Annotated in this window: 19 protein-coding genes and 1 pseudogene; 10 read left to right on the top strand and 10 right to left on the bottom strand. The window is 64.1% G+C overall.

Annotated elements, in window-relative coordinates; all coding sequences use genetic code 11:
• Positions 1-31 precede the first annotated feature (31 nt).
• The 8 genes from rapZ (at position 32) to secG (ending at position 7,998) form a co-directional block, all read left to right on the top strand.
• Positions 32-958, top strand: a complete 927-nt coding sequence (gene rapZ / locus LWF01_RS08310) for an RNase adapter RapZ (protein WP_432762009.1) — start codon at positions 32-34, stop codon at positions 956-958.
• Positions 958-1,983: a gluconeogenesis factor YvcK family protein gene (locus tag LWF01_RS08305; RefSeq protein WP_349640561.1), complete on the top strand. Its 1,026-nt coding sequence runs from the start codon at positions 958-960 to the stop codon at positions 1,981-1,983. The genes rapZ and LWF01_RS08305 overlap by 1 nt, the downstream gene beginning before the upstream one ends.
• Positions 1,984-2,091: 108 nt before the next feature.
• Entirely contained in the window at positions 2,092-3,075 is a 984-nt protein-coding gene (gene whiA / locus LWF01_RS08300) for a DNA-binding protein WhiA (protein WP_349640560.1), read from the top strand.
• Positions 3,076-3,303: 228 nt separating this feature from the next.
• Entirely contained in the window at positions 3,304-3,927 is a 624-nt protein-coding gene (locus LWF01_RS08295) for a superoxide dismutase (protein WP_349640559.1), read from the top strand.
• A 626-nt stretch (positions 3,928-4,553) separates the two neighbouring features.
• The gene (gene gap / locus LWF01_RS08290) at positions 4,554-5,561 is read left to right on the top strand and encodes a type I glyceraldehyde-3-phosphate dehydrogenase (RefSeq protein ID WP_349640558.1); all 1,008 of its coding nucleotides are present in this window, start codon (positions 4,554-4,556) and stop codon (positions 5,559-5,561) included.
• A 95-nt stretch (positions 5,562-5,656) separates the two neighbouring features.
• Positions 5,657-6,877, top strand: a complete 1,221-nt coding sequence (locus tag LWF01_RS08285; RefSeq protein ID WP_349640859.1) for a phosphoglycerate kinase — start codon at positions 5,657-5,659, stop codon at positions 6,875-6,877.
• A 43-nt stretch (positions 6,878-6,920) separates the two neighbouring features.
• Positions 6,921-7,676 (top strand): triose-phosphate isomerase, encoded by a 756-nt coding sequence (gene tpiA, locus LWF01_RS08280; RefSeq protein ID WP_349640858.1) that lies wholly within the window; start codon positions 6,921-6,923, stop codon positions 7,674-7,676.
• 76 nt (positions 7,677-7,752) lie between these two features.
• Entirely contained in the window at positions 7,753-7,998 is a 246-nt protein-coding gene (gene secG / locus LWF01_RS08275; protein WP_349640557.1) for a preprotein translocase subunit SecG, read from the top strand.
• A gap of 214 nt (positions 7,999-8,212) precedes the next feature.
• Here secG and pgl read toward each other — a convergent pair whose 3' ends face one another.
• From pgl to tkt, 6 genes and pseudogenes are all read right to left on the bottom strand, one after another.
• Positions 8,213-8,941: a 6-phosphogluconolactonase gene (pgl, locus tag LWF01_RS08270; protein ID WP_349640556.1), complete on the bottom strand. Its 729-nt coding sequence runs from the start codon at positions 8,939-8,941 to the stop codon at positions 8,213-8,215.
• A gap of 251 nt (positions 8,942-9,192) precedes the next feature.
• A pseudogene (locus LWF01_RS08265) lies at positions 9,193-10,137 on the bottom strand (glucose-6-phosphate dehydrogenase assembly protein OpcA); the annotation flags it as partial.
• Complete coding sequence (gene zwf / locus LWF01_RS08260; protein WP_349640555.1) at positions 10,134-11,666, bottom strand: glucose-6-phosphate dehydrogenase; 1,533 nt, start codon at positions 11,664-11,666, stop codon at positions 10,134-10,136. The gene zwf and the pseudogene LWF01_RS08265, both read right to left, overlap by 4 nt.
• The gene (locus LWF01_RS08255) at positions 11,659-13,332 is read right to left on the bottom strand and encodes a phosphoglucose isomerase-related protein (RefSeq protein ID WP_349640554.1); all 1,674 of its coding nucleotides are present in this window, start codon (positions 13,330-13,332) and stop codon (positions 11,659-11,661) included. The genes zwf and LWF01_RS08255 overlap by 8 nt, the downstream gene beginning before the upstream one ends.
• Positions 13,329-14,468, bottom strand: coding sequence for a transaldolase (gene tal, locus LWF01_RS08250; protein ID WP_349640553.1), 1,140 nt, complete (start codon positions 14,466-14,468; stop codon positions 13,329-13,331). Before tal ends, LWF01_RS08255 begins: the two co-directional genes overlap by 4 nt.
• A gap of 80 nt (positions 14,469-14,548) precedes the next feature.
• Complete coding sequence (tkt, locus tag LWF01_RS08245; protein WP_349640552.1) at positions 14,549-16,627, bottom strand: transketolase; 2,079 nt, start codon at positions 16,625-16,627, stop codon at positions 14,549-14,551.
• 515 nt (positions 16,628-17,142) lie between these two features.
• Here tkt and LWF01_RS08240 point away from each other — a divergent pair.
• Positions 17,143-18,063: a heme o synthase gene (locus tag LWF01_RS08240; protein ID WP_349640857.1), complete on the top strand. Its 921-nt coding sequence runs from the start codon at positions 17,143-17,145 to the stop codon at positions 18,061-18,063.
• Between the two features lie 108 nt (positions 18,064-18,171).
• Here the strand turns inward: LWF01_RS08240 and LWF01_RS08235 are convergent, their stop codons facing one another.
• Genes LWF01_RS08235 through LWF01_RS08220 form a run of 4 tightly spaced genes read right to left on the bottom strand, consistent with a single transcriptional unit; the run spans position 18,172 to position 21,959 of the window.
• On the bottom strand, positions 18,172-19,044 hold the full coding sequence (locus tag LWF01_RS08235) for an NAD-dependent protein deacetylase (protein ID WP_349640551.1): 873 nt from the start codon (positions 19,042-19,044) through the stop codon (positions 18,172-18,174).
• Positions 19,045-19,096: 52 nt separating this feature from the next.
• On the bottom strand, positions 19,097-20,077 hold the full coding sequence (locus LWF01_RS08230) for a COX15/CtaA family protein (RefSeq protein ID WP_349640550.1): 981 nt from the start codon (positions 20,075-20,077) through the stop codon (positions 19,097-19,099).
• A 17-nt stretch (positions 20,078-20,094) separates the two neighbouring features.
• Positions 20,095-20,889, bottom strand: a complete 795-nt coding sequence (locus LWF01_RS08225; RefSeq protein WP_349640549.1) for an ABC transporter permease — start codon at positions 20,887-20,889, stop codon at positions 20,095-20,097.
• Positions 20,886-21,959, bottom strand: a complete 1,074-nt coding sequence (locus tag LWF01_RS08220; protein ID WP_349640548.1) for an ABC transporter ATP-binding protein — start codon at positions 21,957-21,959, stop codon at positions 20,886-20,888. The genes LWF01_RS08225 and LWF01_RS08220 overlap by 4 nt, the downstream gene beginning before the upstream one ends.
• 99 nt (positions 21,960-22,058) lie before the next feature.
• Here LWF01_RS08220 and LWF01_RS08215 point away from each other — a divergent pair, with 99 nt between their 5' ends.
• Entirely contained in the window at positions 22,059-22,874 is an 816-nt protein-coding gene (locus LWF01_RS08215) for a helix-turn-helix transcriptional regulator (RefSeq protein WP_349640547.1), read from the top strand.
• Positions 22,875-22,883: the final 9 nt, after the last annotated feature.

Raw genomic sequence — 22,883 nt, 5'->3', positions numbered from 1 at the left:
TGTCGGGTCTTCAATGCGGGGAGGAACCAGAATGACGTCCCTTGGTGGCACGCTCAGCGCTGGGAGCACGTCGGGTTCATCCCGTCCTCCCGGTAACGGGCCCGAAGTACTCATCGTCACCGGAATGTCCGGGGCGGGCCGGACAACCGCGGCCAACGTTCTCGAAGACCTCGGCTGGTATGTCGTCGATAACCTTCCGCCGCAGATGCTCAAGCCGCTCGCCGAGCTGGTCGGCCGGGCCGACGGTGCGCTGCCAAAGCTCGCCGTCGTCGTCGACGTGCGCGGCCGCTCGCTCTACTCCGACCTCGCTCCTTCGCTAAGGGAGCTCCGCGATCAGGGCGTGACCCTGCGGGTGCTCTTTCTCGATTCATCGGACGAGGCGCTCGTACGCCGGTTCGAGTCCGTCCGTCGACCGCATCCCCTGCAGGGCGAGGGAAGAATTCTCGACGGCATCACCAATGAGCGCGACCTGGTGGCCGAAATCCGGGCCAGCGCAGACCTACTGATCGACACGACCGGGCTGAACGTTCATGAACTCGCCCGCGCGGTGACCGACGCTTTCGGTGATTCCGACAGTCCGTCGCTGCGGCTGACGGTGATGAGCTTCGGGTTCAAGTACGGGATCCCGGTCGATGCCGACCATGTCGCCGATGTGCGGTTCCTGCCCAATCCCTACTGGCTGCCCCATCTGCGGGATCTGCGGGGAACGGACCAGCCGGTCAGTGACTTCGTGCTCGGCCAGAACGGCGCGGACACCTTCATCAGCCGCTACGAGGCGGCACTCGAACCGGTTATCGAAGGCTACCTTCGGGAGAATCGCCGGTACGCCACGATTGCGATTGGCTGCACCGGCGGAAAGCATCGCTCGGTCGCAATCGCGGTCGAACTCGGACGCCGGCTCGACAAGCTCAAATCTCTTAACGCCTCGATAGTGCACCGTGATCTGGGGCGTGAATGATGACGGGCAGCACCCGTTCGGGCTATCCCGTGCCCCGCCGGTCCCTGTCGCCGAAGCACGATGAGGCTGCAGGACCGAAAGTTGTTGCCTTCGGAGGTGGGCACGGTCTCTACGCCGCGCTGTCGGCCCTGCGCCTGATAACGGAGAAGCTCACCGCTGTGGTCACCGTCGCCGACGACGGAGGCTCCTCCGGCCGGCTACGACAGGAACTGGGCGGCCTGCCCCCGGGAGATTTGAGAATGGCGCTTGCCGCGCTCTGTGATGACAGCGAGTGGGGGCGCACCTGGCGCGACGTCATCCAGCACCGGTTCACGAGCGATGGGCCGCTGAACGGCCACTCGGTTGGAAACCTGCTGATTTCTGCCCTCTGGCAGCTGCTGCAGGACCACGTCGACGGCCTCGACTGGATGGCACGGCTGCTCGATGCCCAGGGCCGGGTGCTACCGATGTCGTCGGTGCCGCTGGCAATCGAGGCTGACGTCGCCGGACTGCATCCGGACCGGTTGACGCTGGTGCGCGGTCAGTCGAAGCTCGCCCTCACCGAAGGCGTGGTCACCCAGCTCAGGCTGGATCCGGCCGATCCGCCGGCCAGGGCGGAGACGCTCGAGTCGGTGCACGCGGCCGATGTACTGAACCTCGGTCCCGGCTCCTGGTACACCTCGGTGATGCCGCACCTGCTGGTACCCGAACTTTCCGAGGCAATCGTTGGATCGTCGGCAGTGAAATGTCTCACCATGAATCTGATTTCGGCAGATGGTGAGACGTCCGGCATGACGGTCCGGGGACACCTTGAAGCGTTGTCGCACCACGCGCCGAAACTGCGTTTCGACTACATACTGGTCGATCAGAAGGCGGCGGCCCTTGAGGACGACCTCGGCCAGGCATCAGCTGACATTTTCGATGCTGAACTGGTCCGCAGGCCACTGGCCAAACGAGGACGGGCACAGCATGACAGCCTGAGGCTGGCCGCGGCTTACCGTGATGTTTTCATTACCGCCGGCGTGCTGAGCGACGATGCGTGGTGACCGGCCTCGATGGCGCTGACGTCACTATCGCGGCATAATCATGGTCTGCGCATAACGCAGCAGGCAGCTACCCACAGCAGACAACGGACTGACGGCAGGATTTCCTAGATGGCTTTGACAGCACAGGTGAAGGACGAATTATCGCGATTCGAAGTCACCAGAGCATCCGCTCGAAAAGCCGAGGTTTCCGCAACTCTTCGCTTCGCTGGCGGGCTGCACATTATTTCCGGCCGGATCGTGGTCGAGGCCGAACTCGATACCGGCTCGGCTGCTCGCAGGATCCGGAGTGAGATCAAGGATCTCTTCGGTCACGCGAGTGACGTACTGGTGATGAATGCTTCGGGGCTGCGGCGCGGCAAGCGCTACGTCGTCCGGGTGGTACGGGAAGGCGAGGCGCTGGCCCGGCAGACCGGGCTGCTGGACAACAGAGGACGTCCGGTTCGCGGGTTGCCCTCCCAGGTGGTTAACGGTTCGACCGCGGATGCCGAAGCTGTGTGGCGCGGCGCCTTCCTGGCGCACGGGTCGTTGACCGAACCGGGACGCTCGTCTGCGCTCGAGGTGACCTGTCCCGGCCCTGAGGCGGCTCTTGCCCTGGTCGGAGCCGCACGTCGTCTTGATATCCCCGCGAAGGCCCGCGAAGTCCGCGGCGTCGATCGCGTGGTGATCCGCGATGGCGATGCCATTGCCGCCCTGCTGACCCGGATGGGTGCTCATGACGCGGTGATGGCGTGGGAGGAACGCAGGATGCGGCGCGAGGTTCGCGCCACAGCGAACCGGCTGGCGAATTTCGACGACGCCAACCTGCGGCGCTCCGCGCGGGCCGCCGTTGCCGCGGGCGCCAGGGTCGAGCGTGCCCTGGAAATCCTCGATCACGACGTGCCGGAACATTTGCGCTATGCGGGCACGCTGCGGCTGGAACACAAGCAGGCGAGCCTTGAGGAATTGGGTCAGCTCGCCGATCCGCAGATGACCAAGGACGCCGTCGCGGGCCGGATCCGCCGTCTTCTCGCAATGGCCGACAAGAAGGCGGCCGACCAGGGGATACCGGGCACGGAAGCAAATCTGACGCCGGAGATGCTTGAGGCGGACTGAACGCCTTGTTCGGCCGGCGGCCTTTCGTGCCGATGATCGCATGCCGTCGTCGCCCTGACATTGACCTGAACCGATGTTGAGGTTCTAGGGTTGGATGAGTCGTTGTTTCGCTGCCGGGGGGCCTTTTGGGGCTGCCTGTTCGGCCTGAATGGCGACGCGTAAGGTAAGAACTGCATCTGCATACCGTCGGTGGTGCTCCCCGCCACGACGGAACTTTTAGGAGGATTCGTGAGTGTATACACCCTGCCTGAGCTCTCGTACGACTACGGCGCTCTGGAACCACACATCTCCGGCGCGATCATGGAGCTGCACCATTCGAAGCACCACGCCACGTATGTCGCCGGCGCGAACACAGCTCTAGAGCAGCTTGAAGAGGCGCGCGCCAACAACTCGTTCGGCACGATCAACCAGCTCGAAAAGAACCTGGCGTTCAACCTCGGCGGCCACGTCAACCACAGCGTTTTCTGGAAGAACCTGAGCCCCGAGGGCGGCGGCGAGCCAACCGGTGAGCTCGCAGCGGCAATCGATGAGTTTTTCGGTTCGTTCGATGGATTCCGTGGTCAGTTCGAGGCAAATGCGACCGGTATCCAGGGCTCCGGCTGGTCAATGTTGGTCTGGGACATCCTAGGTCAGCGCCTGAACATCGTTCAGCTGTTCGATCAGCAGGGCAACGTGCCACTCGGACAGGTCCCCGTGCTACTCCTGGATATGTGGGAGCATGCGTTCTACCTTCAGTACAAGAACGTGAAGGCTGACTACGTCAAGGCGTTCTGGAATGTGGTCAACTGGGCCGATGTCGCCGAGCGCCTCGCCGCTGCCCGCAGCCAGACCCAGGGACTAATTGTTCCTTAAGCACCAATCACCGTGATCGGAGCTTAAACGGGTTTCCGATTCCTTCCACACCGTGAAGAGGCGGAGAAGTCGCACAGCAGTGCGAAGTCTCCGCCTCTTGTCGTTCCTGGCCACTGGTACGGCCGGTGCACAAAACGGCTGGCGCACGAACCGGACGCTGGTGCACAAAACGGCTGGCGCACGAACCGGACGCTGGTGCACAAAACGGCTGGCGCACGAACCGGACGCTGGTGCACAAAACGGCTGGCGCACGAACCGGACGCTGGTGCACAAAACGGCTGGCGCACGAACCGGACGCTGGTGCACAAAACGGCTGGCGCACGAACCGGACGCCGTTGGCGATGCACGAAACAGTCGGCGCACGAAACGGCTGAATGTGACGCAGCTAATACCCGGCTACTGCTGCCGGGCCGCGAACGCACTAGAGTAGGGAAGGCGACGATCGGACCGGGCACTTCGGTCCGTTGCGTAAGGTGCAGAGGTTTTGCCCAGTAATGGGTAACTGCCCAGTAATGGGTACTGCCGTGTGCAGGGAGTGCACTCCGGCACACGGCACAGCAGATTGTTCAACCCGAACGATCACTACTGCTGGCGTCGGCTCAGGGCGCCAAGAAGGAGGTACACCCGTGACAACGCGTGTAGGCATTAACGGGTTTGGCCGCATCGGCCGTAATTTTTTCCGTGCCGCGCTGGCACTTGACGCGGACATCGAGATTGTCGCCGTCAACGATCTCACCGATTCGACCGCGCTGGCGCAACTGCTCAAGTTCGATTCGATCACCGGTCGGCTCAACCAGGACGTCAAGGTAACCGACAAGGGCATCGAGGTCGATGGCCAGCTGATCAAGGTTCTCGCCGAGCGTGACCCGGCAAATCTTCCCTGGGGAGACCTCGGCGTAGACGTGGTGATCGAGTCCACCGGATTCTTCACCAAGGCAGCCGATGCCAGGAAGCACATCGAAGGCGGAGCCAAGAAGGTCATCATTTCGGCACCGGCTACCGATGACGACATCACGATTGTGGTCGGTGTTAACGACGGTGAATATGATTCCACCAAGCACACCATCATCTCCAACGCCTCCTGCACGACCAACTGCCTGGCGCCGCTGGCAAAGGTGCTCAATGACAGCTTCGGCATCGAACGCGGTCTGATGACGACAGTGCATGCGTACACCGCAGACCAGAACCTGCAGGACGGCCCGCATAAGGATCCGCGGCGCGCACGCGCGGCGGCCCTCAACATTGTGCCGACCTCCACCGGCGCGGCGAAGGCCATCGGCCTGGTCCTGCCGGAACTCAAGGGCAAGCTCGATGGGTACGCCCTCCGCGTTCCGGTGCCGACCGGCTCGGTGACCGACCTCACCGCAACTGTCTCCAGGGACGTCACGGCCGAGGAAGTCAATGCCGCATACCGTGAGGCTGCAGCCGACGGAGCACTCAGTGGCGTGCTGGCCTACAGCGAGGACCCGCTGGTCTCTACCGACATCACAACGGATCCGCATTCCTCGATCTTCGATTCGGGACTGACCAAGGTGAACGGCAACCAGGTCAAGGTCGTCGCCTGGTACGACAATGAGTGGGGATTCTCCAACCGCCTGGTCGATCTGGTCGGCATCGTCGGACGCGATCTGTAGATCGCCGCGGCGTCGAAGTTTAAAGCAGTACCCGGGGCGCACCGTGAGTCGTGCGCCCCGGCTTTTTACTCCCTACGAACGGATGATCGGTGAGCATTAGTTTTCTGTCTGACCCCGCCGAGCTGAAAGGCAAAAGGGTTCTGGTCCGTAGTGACCTGAACGTGCCGCTTGATGGCGATAAGATCACGGATCCGGGCCGGATCAACGCCTCGGCTCCGACATGCAAGGCGCTGGCGGATGCTGGCGCCAGGGTTATTGTGATGGCTCATCTGGGGCGCCCCAAGGGAGAGTCGGAGCCGCAATTTTCGCTGCGGCCGATTGTTGCCCCGTTGGCCGAAGCGATCGGTCGGGAAGTCGTGTTCGCCGACGACACCGTAGGGGAATCTGCACAGGCGGCGGTGGCGGCAATGAGCGACGGCGACGTTGTTCTGCTTGAGAACCTGAGATTCAACCCGGGGGAGACCTCGAAAGACGGCGCCGAACGTGGCGCCTTCGCGGATGAGCTGGCCCGGCTCGCGGACTTCTACGTCTCCGACGGATTCGGGGTGGTGCATCGCAAGCAAGCCAGCGTGTACGACATCGCCGAACGGCTGCCCCATGCGGCCGGAGGCCTGGTCAGGTCCGAGGTCGAGGTGCTGCAACGTCTGACCAGCGACCCACCCCGCCCGTATGTCGTCGTTCTCGGCGGCTCTAAGGCTTCCGACAAACTCGGGGTGATCGACAATCTGCTTGAGCGGGCCGATGCTCTGCTGATCGGCGGCGGCATGGTTTTCACCTTCCTCGCCGCGCTCGGACACAAAGTCGGCAAGAGCCTCCTGGAAGACGACCAGATCGAGACGGTGCGCGGTTATATCGACCAGGCTGCCAAGCGCGGCGTAGACCTGGTCCTGCCGACTGACATCGTGATGGCCTCCGCCTTTGCCGCCGACGCCAGTCACGAGGTCCGGCCTGCCGACGATCTCGAGGGATCGGCCGCAGGAGCCGAGGCGCTCGGCCTGGACATTGGACCGGAGTCTGCCGCGGGGTTCGCCCGGCATATCGAGGCCGCACACACAGTGTTTTGGAACGGACCGATGGGCGTTTTCGAGTTCGATGCGTTCTCGGCAGGCACCAAGGCCGTGGCAGCGGCTTGTGCGGAGCTCACGAAACGGGCTGACGGTAGCCTGTGCGTCATCGGCGGGGGCGACTCGGCCGCCGCTGTTCGCGCCCTGGGCTTCGCAGACGACGACTTCGGGCACATCTCGACCGGCGGCGGCGCAAGCCTCGAATACCTCGAGGGCAAGGAATTGCCCGGACTGACAGTTTTGGAGAAATAGCGTGGCAGACAAGAGAATTCCCCTGATCGCGGGAAACTGGAAGATGAACCTGGATCACATCCAGGCAATCAGCACGGTGCAGAAGCTGGCGTGGACCCTGCAGGACGCCAAGCACGACTACTCACAGGTTGAGGCCGTCGTGTTGCCGCCGTTTACCGACATCCGCAGCGTGCAGACACTGGTGCAGGGCGACAAGCTCGACCTTCGCTACGGTGCCCAGGACCTATCCGCCAAGGACTCCGGCGCCTACACCGGCGACACCTCCGGAGCGTTCCTTGCCAAGCTCGGGTGCAGCTACGTAACCGTGGGGCATAGCGAGCGACGCGAGTACCACGCCGAGAATGACGAGGTCGTTGCGGCGAAAGTGGCCGCCGCCTACCGGCACGGCCTGGTGCCGATCCTCTGTCTGGGCGAGAACCTGGAGGTACGGCAGGCCGGTGACCAGGTCGCGCATGCGACCGGACAGCTGAAGGCCGCCGTACGTGACCTCACCGCTGAGCAGGCCGCAACTCTCGTAGTGGCATATGAGCCCGTCTGGGCGATCGGCACCGGTGAGGTGGCGACACCTGAGGATGCACAGGAGGTTGCTGCGGCACTTCGGTCCACCCTCGTCGAGCTGTTCTCCGCGGATGTCGCTGCGTCGGTCCGAGTTCTGTACGGTGGCTCGGTGAAGTCGTCCAATGTCGCCAGCATTATGGCAAAGCCGGATGTGGACGGCGCATTGGTCGGCGGCGCAAGCCTCGATCCCAAAGAGTTCGCCGCGATCTGCCGGTTCCAGCAACATCAGGTCGGACTTTAACGCTAGACTAGTGACTCGGTTGTCTCCGGCCATAGTTCACGGCATAGACGATGAACCCGATTTTTAAGGAATCTCCGTGGAAGTACTGCACGTTGTGCTGCTCGTCATCCTGCTGCTCACCAGCCTGTTCCTCACTATGCTTATTTTGATGCACAAGGGCAAGGGCGGCGGGCTGTCCGATATGTTCGGTGGTGGCATGAGTTCCAACCTGGGGTCCTCAGGGGTTGCCGAGCGGAACTTGAACCGCTTCACCACCCTTGTCGCAGTGATTTGGGGTGCGACGATCATCGCCTTGGGACTGGTGATTCGCTTCACCGTATAGATCCCCGCGACTGAAGCGCGAGCCTGCTGATTCACTCAGCGGGCTCGCGCTTTTTCGTACCCGCGCAGTAGGTAACTCGCTTGTTGTTCGCGTCGCTCGGGCCTTGGGGTTGGCTGCTCGAGCAGGCTCCGCGGGCCGTTGGGAGGCTTAGTAGTCGATACTGGGGCTCCAAGCCTCTCCCGTGGGTGGGGCGTCGTGTGTAAACGACGCACGCTTAGTCCAGCAGGCTGGAGCTTTCGGTATCGAGGTAGAACCGGGATTCCAACTGTCCGCGCGCGGCGGACGCGGGGACGTCCTCGGCGGTCGATGCCGGACTGAGCGCCGCTTTGACCGCTGGCGCCTTTTCGGCGCCTGAGGCAATGACCCACACCCGGTCCGACGACCGGATCAGCGGCATGGTGAACGAAACCCGGTCAGGCGGTGGCTTGGGGGAGTCGTGCACGGCGATCACCCCGGTGCGCTTGTCGCTGACCCCGGGATGCCCGGGAAACAACGAGGCAACATGCCCATCCGGACCCATCCCCAGCAATACGACGTCAAAGGCGGCTTTCGCACGGCCGATCTCGGTCTCGTAGTTAGTGGCGGCAGCCTCGGCACTCAGACCGCTATCGGCGCCCGCCACTCGGTGGATGTTCGCCTCCGGAATGACAAACCCTGGACCCCAAGTCGCTGCTGCCTGAATGTCATTGCGATCCTGGCTGCCCGCGTCCACGTACCGTTCGTCGCTGAACCATAGATGCACACGACCTGGGGAAGCCTCCGCTAGCCGCGGGCTCTTCGCCAATTCGGCCAAGGTCGCTATCCCGACGCCACCGCCGGTCACGGCGATATGTACCGCAGTGCCGGCAGGGACGCCTTCGATATGCGCTATCAGGTCACCGGCAGCGCGCTGTGCCACCGCCGAACGGTCCTGGCAGGAGACGATGACCGGGCTGGCGGTCACTGCGCTGCCGCTTCCGTGCTGCCGGATCCGGCGGGACTGTTCTGGGCCGGAGCGGCCTTCGTCGCGCCGTCGGCAGTTTCGCCAGCGGCGCTGGTGCGAGCGGGAGACTTGCTACCGGCAGATTTGCTGCCGGCAGACTTGCTACCGGCAGTCTTGCCAGCAGCTTTTCCGGCGGCTTTCGTGCTCGACGCGGAAGCTGATTTACCAGCGGCAGCCTTGCTAGAGCCAGTCTTGCCAGCCTTGCCAGCAGGCGATCCCCGCTTCCCGGCCGGTCGGGTCGGCTTGGCGCCGCTGAGCAGCACCTCACCGTAAACCTCGTCGGAGTCCAGTCGGCGTAGTTCCTCGGCCAGGCAGTCCCGCAGATTCCTGCGCGGCAACGGAATCTCCTGGCTCGGCCGGCCCGGCTGCTTCAGTTCGGCAGTGGTCGGCGTCAGGCGATGCAACTCGACAGACGAATGCTCCCGCTTCAGCAGAACTCCGGCGATACCGGATCCTCCCGCGGCGGGGACCGTCTGCCGGCTGACCGGAACCTTGAGGCTGAGCTGAAGCCAGGCGGCCAGCAGCTCGGTGCTCGGGGAGTCACCGGCGCCCTTGACCACGATTGATTTCACCGGTTCATAGGGCGGCAAGTCGAGTGCCGCGGCAAGCTGCGCGCGCCACGGCGTCAACCGGGTCCACGCAAGGTCGGTGTCGCCATCGGCATAGCTTTTGGCAAGCTGCTCCAGGAACTTCTTCGGGGCAGGCTGGTTCGCGGCGTCGGTAATCCTGCGCTGGGCGATCCGGCCAATCGGAGACTCGGAAACCTTCCGCGGCGCCGCTCCCGGCCACCAGGCCACTACCGGAGCATCTGGAAGCAGCAACGGCATCACCAAGCCGTCCTGAATTTCCGGATCTGCCAGCGGGCCGTAGCCACGGAGCACGATGACCTCCGAGGCGCCCGCATCGCCGCCCAGACGGATCTGGGCATCGAGGCGCGCACTGGCACGACGGTTACCCGAACCGATGACTATCACTCGGCACGGGTGTTCCCGTGACGCTTCGTTGGCTGCCTCGATCGCGGTCTCGGCGTTCTGGTCCGAAGTCGGAATCACCAGGGTCAGCACCCGGCCAAGGGTTACCGCGCCGCCCTGCTCGCGCAGGTCGACAAGCGCGCGGGACACCTTGCTGGCATTCGTGCTTGGCAGATCGACAATCATGGTCGCCTCCAGTGCCGGCCCTCGGCTGCCATCAGGGCGTCGGCGCTTGCCGGGCCCCAGGTTCCGGGGCCGTATTGTTCGGGCTGGCCGAGCGTGGCCCAGTACTTTTCAATCGGATCCAGGATCTTCCACGAGAGTTCGACCTCTTCATGTCGTGGGAAAAGAGGCGGCTCTCCGAGCAGGACGTCGAGGATCAGCCGCTCATACGCCTCGGGCGACGCCTCGGTGAAGGCATGGCCGTAGCCGAAGTCCATGGTGACGTCACGGACCTCCATCTGGGTTCCGGGCACCTTCGATCCGAACCGGATCGTCACGCCCTCATCCGGCTGAACCCGGATCACGAGTGCGTTCTGGCCAAGTTCCTCCGTCGCCGTGGATTCGAACGGCAGGTGTGGTGCGCGCTTGAACACGATCGCAATCTCGGTGACCCGTCGCCCCAGCCGTTTACCGGCACGGAGGTAGAACGGCACGCCGGCCCAACGCCGGGTATCGATGTCCAGCCGGACGGCGGCGTAGGTTTCGGTCGTGGAGGCCGGGTCGATTCCGTCTTCCTCGAGGTAGCCAACAACCTTTGTTCCGCCTTGCCAGCCGGAGGAGTACTGCCCGCGTGCCGTGCTTGCCGACAGGTCTTTGGGCAGCCTGACCGCCGAAAGGATCTTCTCCTTCTCTGCACGCAGGTCGCGGGCCGAGAAGGAGACCGGTTCCTCCATCGCGGTCAGCGCAAGCAACTGCAGCAGGTGATTCTGGATGACGTCACGTGCCGCGCCGATGCCGTCGTAGTACCCAGCCCGGCCGCCGATGCCAATATCCTCAGCCATCGTGATCTGCACGTGGTCGACGTAGTTCGAATTCCAGATCGGCTCCCAGAGCTGGTTGGCGAACCGCAGTGCCAGCATGTTCTGGACCGTTTCCTTGCCCAGGTAGTGGTCGATCCGGAATACCGAATCAGCAGGAAACACCTGTTCGACCGTGGCGTTCAGGGCTTGTGCGGAAGCGAGGTCGTGCCCGAATGGCTTCTCCACTACAACGCGACGCCACTGGTCGTCCGTGGACGCCGCGAGCCCCGTGCTGGCCAGCTGCTCACAGACGACGGCGAAGAACTTCGGCGGAACAGAGAGGTAGAAGGCGTGATTGCCGTTGGTGCCGCGAACCGCGTCCAACTCCTCGATGGTGGTACGCAGCTGTTCGAAGGCCTCCGGATCGTCGAACTCGCCGGGGACAAAGCGGATTCCCTCTGCAAGTTGCGCCCAGACCTCCTCACGGAACGGGGTGCGGGAGTACTCCTTGATCGCATCGTGGGCAAGCTGGGCGAAGTCCTGGTCTTCCCAGTCCCGTCGTGCGAAGCCGACCAGGGCGAAGCCGGTCGGCAACAGGCCGCGGTTGGCCAGATCGTAGACGGCGGGAAGCAACTTCTTACGGGAGAGATCGCCGGTCACGCCGAAGATCACCAGGCTGGACGGGCCGGCGATTCGTTGCAGCCGGCGATCCCGAGGATCCCGTAACGGGTTCTCAGCACGGGTGTTAGTCACGTGATCCCTTCAGGTGTGAGACGGCTGAGCGGATCTGTGCCAGTCCGGCATCCCGGTCCTGCAGGTGCAGGCGGAGGACCGGATGTCCTGCTTTTCGCAGCGCTTCGGCATCGCCCAAGGCCTGGGCCAGCTGGAGCACACCGAAGGTGTAGGGGCGATCCGGAACTGCCAGATCCTGGTCGTGCTCGGCGGTTATCTGCAGGAACACCCCGTTCGGGTGGCCGCCCTTGTGGTACTGCCCGGTGGAGTGCAGGAATCGTGGTCCCCAGCCGAACGTTGTCTGCAGCCCCGTCCTGCGAGCGATGTCGGCCCGAAGCTCTGCCGCGGCTGCGTCACCGTGGCGGTCCAGGTAGGCCTGGATGGCGATGTAGCCATAGTCAGGCGCGGCGCGGAAGAACGTGCCAAGCGCCTCGCTGACCGAGGCAGCCGAACCGAGAAGTTCGTCGGAGCCGTACACTTCAATCGCGTTGTCGACGAAAAGGGGTTCTCCTGCGGCGCTGGCCTCTGGATTGTCCAGGAGTTGCCGGGCCTGGATCTTGGCCTCTTCGACATTGGGTTGGTCGAATGGATTGATGCCGATCATCCGGCTGGCGATCACGATCGCGTATTCCCAAAGCAGCATCTGCGCACCAAGCGGACCGGCGACACTGACGCCGAACCCCGAGGTGGGGTGTGGCCCGGCATCCGGCTCGCCGAGATACACGACCACGGCGTCCGCGCGGGCATCATCGAAGCCGGGGGCGCCAAGTCCCTCGGTGACTACCGGCAGCAGTCCGTGACCGTCCTTGCCGGTCGACTCGGCGATCAGCTGCTCCGCCCAGTCGGCGAAGCCGACCAACCCTGAGTCGTTGTCGGCGAACACCAGCTTCTCGGTTTCACGCCAGTGGGCCATGCCGAGCAGGGTGCCCAGCCGCAGCGCAGGATTGTCCTTGCTGTCGTCGGTCAGTGAGGGTGCGACCGCGGCTGCGTCATCCAGGAGACGCTCGATATCGGCACCCGCCAGCCCCGAAGGCACCAGCCCGAATGCGGTCAGCGCGCTGTAGCGCCCGCCGACCTGTGCATCGGCGAGGAAGACCTTGCGGTATCCGGCCTCTTCACCGAGCGTCTGGAACGGCGAGCCGGGGTCGGTGACGACGATTATCCTGGACGCCGGGTCGATGCCGGCCGCCTCGAACGCTGCCTGGTAGGCGCGCCGGTGCGAATCAGTTTCGACTGTGCCGCCGGACTTCGATGAGACCACGAGAACGGTCCGGTCAAGGTCGTCTGCGATTGCGGCCGCGACCTGACCGGGATCGGTTGTGTCCAGCGTCACCAGCGGCACGCCATCGGTGCCGCAGATGACCTCCGGCGCCAGCGAAGAGCCGCCCATGCCGGCAAGCACGATGTGATCGAGTCCCTCGGCGAGGAGTTCCTCGCGAAGAGCAATGATCTCATTGATCAGCGGGCGAGAGCTCTCGGCCAGGTCGACCCAGGCAAGCCGGATGGACGCCTCGCTCTCGGCATCGGGGCCCCACAGTGTGGCGTCACGAGCAGCAATCCGGCTCGCAACCGAATCCCTGATCAGGTCCTGAAGGTTCTCCTCGTAGGCTTCCTGGTCCGGATAGCCGAAATTCAGCCGCAGCGAACCGTCGGCGGACCGGGCGTCCGCGAGTTCCTTGTGGCTCATCGGGCCTCACCCGCGTGCTTGACCAGTTCGTCCTGCACGGTCGCCAGCAGTTCGGTCCAGCTGTCGACGAACTTCTTCAGACCCTCTTCTTCCAGCTCATCCATCACCTCGTTGTACGAGATCCCGGTTGCCGCCAGGGCATCGAGTACGGCATCGGACTCGGCATAGGTGTCGATCACCGTCGGGCCCTCGATGCTGCCGTGGTCATTGAACGCCTGCAGGGTCTTCTCCGGCATGGTGTTAACCACGTTCGGGGCAACCAGCTGGGTCACGTACATCGTGTCGGGATAGCTGGGATCTTTGACGCCGGTGGAAGCCCACAGCGGACGCTGCTTGTTGGCGCCCGCGTCGGCAAGCGCACGCCAGCGCGGCGTTGCGAAAAGCTCTTCGTAGATCTGGTAGGCCAGCCGGCAATTGGCGAGTCCGCCCTTGCCGCGCAGCTCCTTGGCCGCCGGAGTGCCGATCTCGTCCAGACGCTTGTCGATCTCGGTGTCCACACGCGAGATGAAGATCGAGGCAACCGAGTGAATCGAGGAGAGGTCGAGCCCCTTCTCCTTGGCCTTCTCCAGTCCGGCCAGGTACGCCTCCACGACGTGGCGGTAGCGTTCGAGCGTGAAGATCAGGGTCACATTGACGCTGATTCCCTCGGCAATCGCGGCGGTAATCGCCGGAAGGCCCTCGACCGTGGCTGGAATCTTGATGTGTACGTTGTTCTTTCCGATCCGCTCCCACAGCTGCTTGGCCATGGCGATCGTCCCGTCGGTATCCCGCGCGAGGCGCGGATCGACCTCGATCGAAACCTTGCCGTCTTCGCCGCCCGTACGCTCCGCGACCGGGGCGAAAACATCGGCCGCCGCCGAAACGTCGGCTGTCGTGATCTCGAACACCGCCTTCTCCACCGCGGCGTCATCGGTGCCGGCTGCCGCAAGTTCGCGTACCTGGTCTGTGTAGGCCTCGCCATTGGCAAGCGCGGCGGCAAAGATGGTTGGATTCGTTGTGACGCCGACGACATCGCGGGTGTCGATCAGGTCCTGCAGATTTCCAGAGTTGATCCGCTCGCGAGACAGGTCGTCGAGCCATACCGAGACACCCTGGGCCGAGAGGGTGGACAGCGGGCTGGTAGCTACTTCAGTCATGATTTCTCCATTTCGCGCCCGGCGGTCGCCGTTGAGCCGAACCGGCAACCGCCGGGCGCATGTGCGATATCGAGATGTGGTTAAACTGCGTCAAGCGAGGCGCGAGCAGCCTCAACAACCGCGTCCGATGTGATGCCGAACTCACGGTAGAGCGTCTTGTAATCCGCGGAAGCACCGAAGTGTTCCAGCGATACGCAGCGACCGGCGTCCCCGACGTAACGGTGCCAGCTCATCGCGGCACCTGCCTCCACCGAAACCCGTGCCTTGACCGATGACGGCAGAACCGACTCGCGGTAGGCCTCGTCCTGGTTCTCGAACCACTCCTGCGACGGGAACGAGACTACGCGGGTGGGCGTTCCGGCGGCCTCGAGCACCTTGGCCGCTTCGACGGCCAGCTGCAGTTCGGAGCCGGAGGCGAGCAGTAGTACCTGAGGCGAGCCATTCGAGGCTTCCGAGAAGACGTAGGCACCTCGTGCGGTCCCTGCCGCGGAGCCATAGACGTTCCGGTCATACGTCGGCACATTCTGCCGGGTCAGTGCGAGGCCGGTAGGTCGATCGTGGTTCTCCAGGATGGTCTTCCACGCGACCGCGGTCTCATTGGCATCGGCGGGACGGACGATGTCCAGGCCGGGGATGGCGCGCAGTGAGGACAGGTGTTCGACCGGCTGGTGGGTCGGGCCGTCTTCGCCGAGTCCGATTGAATCGTGGGTCCAGACAAATGTGACCGGGGCCTTCTGGATGGCTGCCAGCCGCACTGCTGCACGCTGATAGTCACTGAAAACCAGGAACGTGCCCATGTACGGCCGGGTGAGGCCGTGCAGCGCGATGCCGTTGCAGATCAGCCCGGCGGCAAACTCGCGGACGCCGAAGTGCAGCGTACGGCCGTAGGGCTCACCGGGGAACTTCTTGCTTGAACGGTCGGTCGGCAGGAAGCTGGGCTCGCCGTCGATCGTGGTGTTGTTCGAGCCGGCGAGGTCGGCGGAACCGCCCCACAGTTCGGGCAGCACACCGGCGATGGCGTTGAGCACCTTGCCGGATGCCGCGCGGGTGGCGAGGCCCTTTTCCTCATCAGGCTCGAAAACCGGGAGCTTCTGCTCCCACTGAGCTGGAAGTCCACGCGCGGCGAGCCGGTCGAGCAGTTGCGCCCGCTCCGGATTAGCCTCGCGCCATGCCGCATAGTTCGCGTCCCACTCGGAGTGCGCCTTCTTGCCGCGTTCGACAACCTCGCGGGCGTGGTCGAGGATTTCGTCGTCCACCTGGAATGTGCGTTCCGGGTCGAAGCCGAGGACCTTCTTGGTTGCTGCGACCTCGTCATCGCCGAGTGCCGCGCCGTGGGCGGCACCCGTGCCCTGCGCGTCGGGAGCGGGCCAGCCGATAACAGTCGACAGCCGGATGAAGGAAGGCCGGTCAGTCTCTTCCTTTGCAGCGGTAATCGCGGCGTAAAGAGCTTCGGCATCCTCGGTGTACTCGCCACCGGCGGTGAAATCGACATGCTGGGTGTGCCAGCCGTAGGCCGCATAGCGCGCGGCGGTGTCTTCGGTGAAAGCGATCGAGGTGTCGTCCTCGATTGAGATCCGGTTATCGTCCCAGATCACGATCAGGTTGCCGAGGCGCTGGGTGCCGGCCAGGGAACTTGCTTCGCCGGAAACGCCTTCCTGGAGATCGCCATCGGAGGCAATCACGTAAATGTTGTGGTCGAAGGGGGACTGGCCCGCAGGAGCTTCCGGATCAAGCAGACCGCGCTCGCGCCTGCCGGCGAACGCCATGCCGACGGCCGAGGCGAGGCCGGAACCCAGGGGGCCGGTCGTGATTTCTACACCGTCGGTATGCCGGTACTCGGGGTGACCCGGAGTCTTGGACCCCCAGGTGCGCAAGGCCTTGAGGTCATCGAGCGCGAGGTCGTATCCGGAGAGGTAGAGCTGAACGTACTGGGTGAGCGAGCTATGACCGGCAGAAAGCACGAAACGGTCGCGACCAAGCCAGTGGGAATCACTCGGGTCGTGGCGCATCACGTTCTGATAGAGCAGGTAGGCCGCCGGAGCAAGGCTCATCGCCGTCCCGGGGTGGCCGTTGCCGACCTTCTGGACCGCGTCTGCGGCAAGGATTCGGGCGGTATCCACCGCGCGCAAGTCTTTGTCTGACCAATTCAGTGTGGGCATTGCCTTCCAGAACCTCTTTCTGTGTTGCCGTTGCGTACGGCAATCACACGGGTCGATGATTGAAATCGATCCACGCGACTTCGCTCTTGCGACAATCGTCACCCAACCACGCAGGCGACGGTTATCACGCCAGCGTGAGCAGCGGTGGATCATGGTTTTACCGCCACGGCCAACCCTACCGCGTAGAGCCGATTTCCGAACCCCTGTGTCCGCCAGCCGGAAACACCGATCCCGCTGCCCCCGACCGGGGTAGGAGGCGTTAGGATGGGCACGGCGGTTGATCTACAGAACGTAGAAAACTTTGTAAGGGATACCAAGCATCGCGTGTGCTCGGCAGAATTCGAAGCTGGCCAAGGGCCTGACGCTTCAGATGGACCCAAGCAGCGCGGGACCGGATTTAAGGATAGATAACCAACGTGACGGCACTTCATCCGCGGGCATCGGCGCATGCCGGCACACCAGACGCAGCTGCCATCGGAAGCGGCTCGTCCGGTTCGACTGATCCGGCTGGCCCCCTGCATCCCGGGGATCAGCGGCCGAAGAAGAAGCGCTCGACGTTCGCGGCGTACGTAGCGTTGACCAAGCCACGAGTGATCGAACTGCTGCTGGTCACGACCGCGCCAACGATGTTCCTGGCCCAGGGCGGCCTTCCGCCGATCATGCTGATCGTGACGACGCTGATCGGCGGGGCGCTTGCCGCGGCTTCGGCGAGTACGCTCAATTGCTATTACGACCGCGACATTGATGCGGTCATGCACCGCACCTCGGACCGGCCGCTGGTTACCGGCGAGATCAGTCCCCGGGCCGCGCTGATTTTCGGGCTGGTGCTCGGTGCCCTATCGATTCTCTGGCTCGGCGGTTTCACCAATTGGGTCACCGCGGGGCTTACCGCGATCGCAATCCTGCTTTACGCCGTCGTCTACACCATGGTGCTCAAGCGTCACACCTCGCAGAACATCGTCTGGGGAGGCGCAGCCGGCTGCATGCCCGTTCTGATCGGCTGGTCGGCGGTGACAGGGTCGCTCAGCTGGGAGCCGCTGCTGCTGTTCCTGGTGATCTTCTTCTGGACCCCTCCGCACTACTGGCCGCTCGCGATCAAGTACCGGGCCGACTATGAGGCGGCAGAGGTGCCGATGCTCCCAGTCGTGGCACCACCGCGTTCGGTCGGTCGGCAGGTCATCCTGTATTCCTGGGCAATGGTTGCCGCATCGCTGGCGTTGATCCCGCTTGCCCCGATGGGACCGATCTATACCGTGGCAGCCGTCGCGGCTGGCGCGTGGTTCCTGGCTCAGGCATACATGTTGCAGCATCGGGTGAAGCAGGGTCTCGAAGGAACCCAGCTGCGGGCGATGAAGCTGTTTCACGGCTCGATCACGTACCTGTCGGTGCTCTTCCTCGCGGTGGCGGTCGATCCGTTCTTCAACATCTGGTCGTAGCCAGGTTCTGGTCGTAGCCAGGTTCAGGGCACTGCCAGCTTCAGGTCTCAGCCAGGTTCAGGTGTCAGCCAGGTTCAGGGCACTGCCAGCTTCAGGTCTCAGCCAGGTTCAGCTTCTGCTAGTCACTAGCAGCTTCAGGTAGTCGCGCAGGAACTCGCTGACGCCCGAATCAAGATGAAGCCGCATGGCCGGTTGGGCCATGGCGATGTCATCAGCCCGAGTCTTTCCCCGATTGACAATCACGATCGGCAGCTGCCGCCGAGCCGCGTGCCTGACGAATCTCAGCCCGGACATTACGGTCAGCGAAGAGCCCAGCACCAAGACGGCTGCCGCCGCTTCAACCTGCCGGTAGCAGGCATCCACACGTTCCCTTGGCACCTGTTCGCCGAAGAACACCACATCGGGCTTGAGGATGCCGCCGCAGATAGGACAGGCCACCACGACGAACTCGTCCGTTTTGTCGACCTCGGCGTCGCCATCGGGCGCGGACTGAGCATCACGCTGCAGCTCGGGAAGCCTGGCGGCGAACGACGGGTTTGCCTGGCCCAGCCACCTTGACACTTCGTGCCGGTCGAAATAATTCTCACAGTTCAGGCATCGAACACGATCCAGCCGGCCATGGAGGTCGATGACGTCTTTCGTCCCGGCGCGCTGGTGCAGGCCGTCTACATTCTGGGTGACGACGCCGGTGAGCTGCTGTCGTTCCTGCAACTCCGCCAGGGCCAGATGCCCGTCATTCGGGGCGGCGGTGCCGAAGCTGGCCCAGCCGACGTAACTGCGCGCCCAATAGTGAGCCCGGGCACTCTCGTCGCGCAGGAACGTCGAATACGTTATCGGGGTGCGCGGCACGGAGTCCGGGCCGCGGTAGTCCGGGATGCCGGAGTCTGTGCTCATGCCCGCACCAGTGAGAACGAAGATTGGCTCCGCCGACAGCAAGCTGACCGCTCGTTCCAGTGTCGCGGAAGGGGCGTCCTGAGGCACTGCTTCCTCCTTAGGCGCAGAATTTGCTCCGGGTCGTTCTTCTGCGCGGCGTCTAGAGCGTTTCGGCCGAGGCTGAGCTAGGTGTGTTCTCGCCGTTGTCGGGAAGCTGCATTAGCGGCGGCCGCTGATACATCGAGTCCACTGCCGCCACGGCGGCCGCGATCAGTGTAACTGCGCCGAGCATGTGCAGTACGACCAGCGCGACAGGCAGGTGCAGGAAGTGCTGGGTATAGCCGATTGCGCCCTGCGCGAGCTCGACGATAAGCAACGTCATCAAAGCCCGCCGCGGTTCGGCCAGCTGGTCGGCGCCGGCCGCGCGCCGACTGCGCGCGGTCAGCACGAGCGCAGCCACAGTAGCCGCCACGAGTAGGTAGACCGGGGCCGCATGCAGCCGGGTGATCCAGGTCGGATCGAGGCCATTCCGCGCCGCACCGTGGTCGCCGGAATGCGGGCCTGCGCCGGTGACCATCACGCCATTGACCACGACGATGATCATCAGCGCCAGGATCGCCCAGCCGAGTCTGCTGACAACCGGCGGGACTACCCGCGCCGGCGCTGCACCTGAGTCAGATACGCGGCGGACCATGAGCGTGGCTAGCGCGACCATAATCGCCGAGGCCAGGAAATGCAGGCCGACGACCCAGGGGTTGAGGTTGCTCAGAACCGTTATTCCACCGATCACCGCCTGGAGGGGCACCGCGAACAGCAGCACTACAGCGAGTGTCCAGAGATCGCGACGCTCGCGCCGGATCTTCCAGAGTGCGATCAGGGTGAGCACGGCGATTGCCGCGACCACAAATGTCAGGGTCCGGTTGCCGAACTCGATGTAGCCGTGAATGCCCATTTCGGGGGTGTTGACGTATGACTGGTCGGTGCACCGCGGCCAGGTCGGGCAACCCAGGCCCGATGCGGTCAACCGGACCAGCGCCCCGGTGATGACGATTCCTGCCTGGGAGACCAGAGTCAGCCAGGCCAGAATTCGGATCCGACGGCTGAGCACCCCAGAGCTGGGTGCTTCCGCTTGGTTGTTCACTGCCGACTCCACTCGAACTAACTCCACTTGAACCATTTCATGGTGGCCAGCCCGGCACCGAGGGCCCAGACGGCGAGGATGAGCCACGCCAGCCAGGGGATGTTTCCGCCGAGCATGCCGGCGCGCATAGCGTTGCCGAGCGCAGCAGATGGCAGGAAGTCAGCGACCTGTGCCAGCGCGCCGTTGGCCGGGACGACCAGGCCGCCGCCGACCAGGAAAAGTACCCAGAGCAGGTTTGCGCCGGCCAGGGTCGCTTCGGCCCGCAGCGTGCCGGCGATCAGGAGGCCGAGTCCGGTGAAGGCAGTGGTGCCGAGAACTATGGTCACGACGACGGGGACGAAGGCCTCGGCGTGCGGTCGCCAGCCCAGGACCGCGGCAAGCCCGCAGATGACGACGACCTGGACCAGCTCAACCAGCAGAACCGCGATGATCTTGCCGAGCAGGAGGCCCGAGCGGCCTAACGGTGTCGTGGCAAGCAACCGGAGGACGCCGTATCGACGGTCAAATCCGGTGGCTATCGCCTGCCCAGTGAAGGCGGTTGAGACGATGCACAGCGCAAGAACGCCCGGCGTTGCCATATCGAGCCGCTGCATGCCGTTCAGGTCGACCTGCAGCGCGGCCATGATTCCGGTGGTGCCCAGACCGATCAGAAGCAGCACTGGCAGCACCAGCGAGAGCAGCAGTTGTTCGCCGTGGCGAAGAATGAGCTTGCTCTCCAACTCGGCCTGCGCCAGCACCCGGCGGACGGCTGGCGCTGCGACTGCCTGCTCGGGCACGGCAGTGCGCGGCAACGAGTCCTGCGTGCTGGTCATCGAAGCGTCCTTCCAGTCAGTTCGAGAAAGACGTCTTCCAGTGTGCGTCGCCCGACCGAAAGATTACGTGGCATCAGGTCATGATCGGCGCACCAGGCAGTCACGGTGGCGAGAACGCGCGGGGTGATCCGGCCGGTCAGCTGATAGTGGCCGGACGGCCCCTCCGAAAGCTCGATTGCATCTGGTCGGCCAGTTTCAACCAGCAGCCCGTTTCTGTCTAGCTGGCCGTGGCTCATCGAACCAGCATCTCCCGGTTGGCCGTGCCCGGCCTGGCGATTCGCGCCCGGTCCGTCGTGCCCGGCCTGGCGATTCGCGCCCAGCGCGAGCCGGAGCGTTCCGAGGTCGAGGTCGGCCGGGCCATCGAAGCGGAGAAACTCGCAGTTGCCGTCGTCGGAGAAACCGCCGGTGAGTTCCGCCGGGGTGCCCGCGGCGACGACCTCACCGATATCGAAGATGAAAACCTGATCCGCAAGCCGCTCGGCGTCCTCCATGGTGTGTGTGGTCAGCACGACGGCCACCCCGCTGTCCCTCAGCTGTTCAACCAGTTCCCAGACCACGAGCTGCGTCTGCGGATCGAGGCCGGCGGTCGGCTCGTCCAGGAAGACCAGCGACGGGCCTCCGACGAGCGCCGCGGCCAGGGCAACGCGCTGGCGCTGACCGCCGGACAGCCGGCGTATCGTGCGATTCGAGAAGGCGGTGATCCCAAGCTGTTCGGCCAGCTCATCGACATTGCGCGGATTCGCATACAGCCGCGAGAAGTGCCGAAGCACCTCGAGCGGGCGTGCTCCCATCGGCAGTCCGCCATCTTGGAGCATTACACCGGTTCGCGCCCGCACGGCTCCGCTGTCGGCTTTCGGGTTCATACCGAGGATGGAAATATCGCCGGAATCGGCGGCTCTGAGGCCGACGCAGCATTCGATCGTCGTGGTCTTACCGGCGCCGTTCGGCCCGAGCACGGCGGAGATCTCGCCGGCACGGGCGGAGAAGGAGACATCGCGAACGGCCTGCGTCTTGCCGAATCGCTTGGATAACCCTTCGACTCGCAGAACAGGGTCTTCTGATGTCAACACATTGACCAGTCTAGAGAAGCTTTCTACGACGCGTCGAATGAGGGCGGGTTTAGGTCGCCCTTTGTTTACACCCCGGGTTAATTACGTCATGCTTGTGTTGTGAATATCCCAGATGTGCACCCTGGTGCCGCCTCTGCCGCCTCGGCTGGCAGGTTGTCTGGCGTTGCTGTGGCCGACGCGCCCGCGCATCGAGCCGCCAGCGAAGATGTTCGCACCCGCCAGCGAGTGCTTGCCGCCGTTCTGGCCCACGGGCCGATCACCGCCTCGAAACTTGCTGCCGAACTCGGGCTGACCCCGGCAGCGATCCGGCGTCACCTCGATGCGCTGCAGGACGACGGCCATATCGACGTGCGCAGTCTTAAGGGAACGACGGCGAAACGCGGCCGGCCCGCGCGGCAGTACGTCGTCACGGATAGCGGACATTCATATCTTGGCAATTCCTACAACGACCTCGCCTCTGCGGCGCTGAAGTTCGTGCGCGAAATGGGCGGCCCGAACGCGGTCGCCGAGTTCGCCGGCCAGCGCAGCGATGAGATGGAGCGCAAATACCTTCCGCTGGTCGAATCCGCGGGTTCGGATATCGCGTCCCGATCCCGGGCGCTGGCGGCCGCGCTATCCGCCGACGGGTATGCCGCGTCAGCCTCGCCGGTCGCCTCGGGAACACCAATGGAGGCTATGCAGTTATGCCAGGGGCACTGCCCTGTGCAACAGATCGCCGCCGAGTTCCCCGAGTTCTGTGAAGCGGAACGCCAGACATTCGCCCGGCTGCTCGGCGTCGACGTGCGCCGGCTCTCGACGTTGGCCGGCGGCGCCCATGTATGCACAACCCACATTCCAACCTCGATTGCGAACCGGCCGCTCGGCGAAGTCGAGAACAACCGGCCAGTTCATCAGCACAACAACGAAGGAGTCTAGGTGACTGAA

The organism is Saxibacter everestensis, from assembly GCF_025787225.1.
GTDB classification, from domain to species: Bacteria; Actinomycetota; Actinomycetes; order Actinomycetales; family Brevibacteriaceae; genus Saxibacter; species Saxibacter everestensis.
The sequence above is the reverse complement of the archived record's forward strand: the minus strand, read 5'-3'. Positions and strand labels throughout refer to the sequence as shown.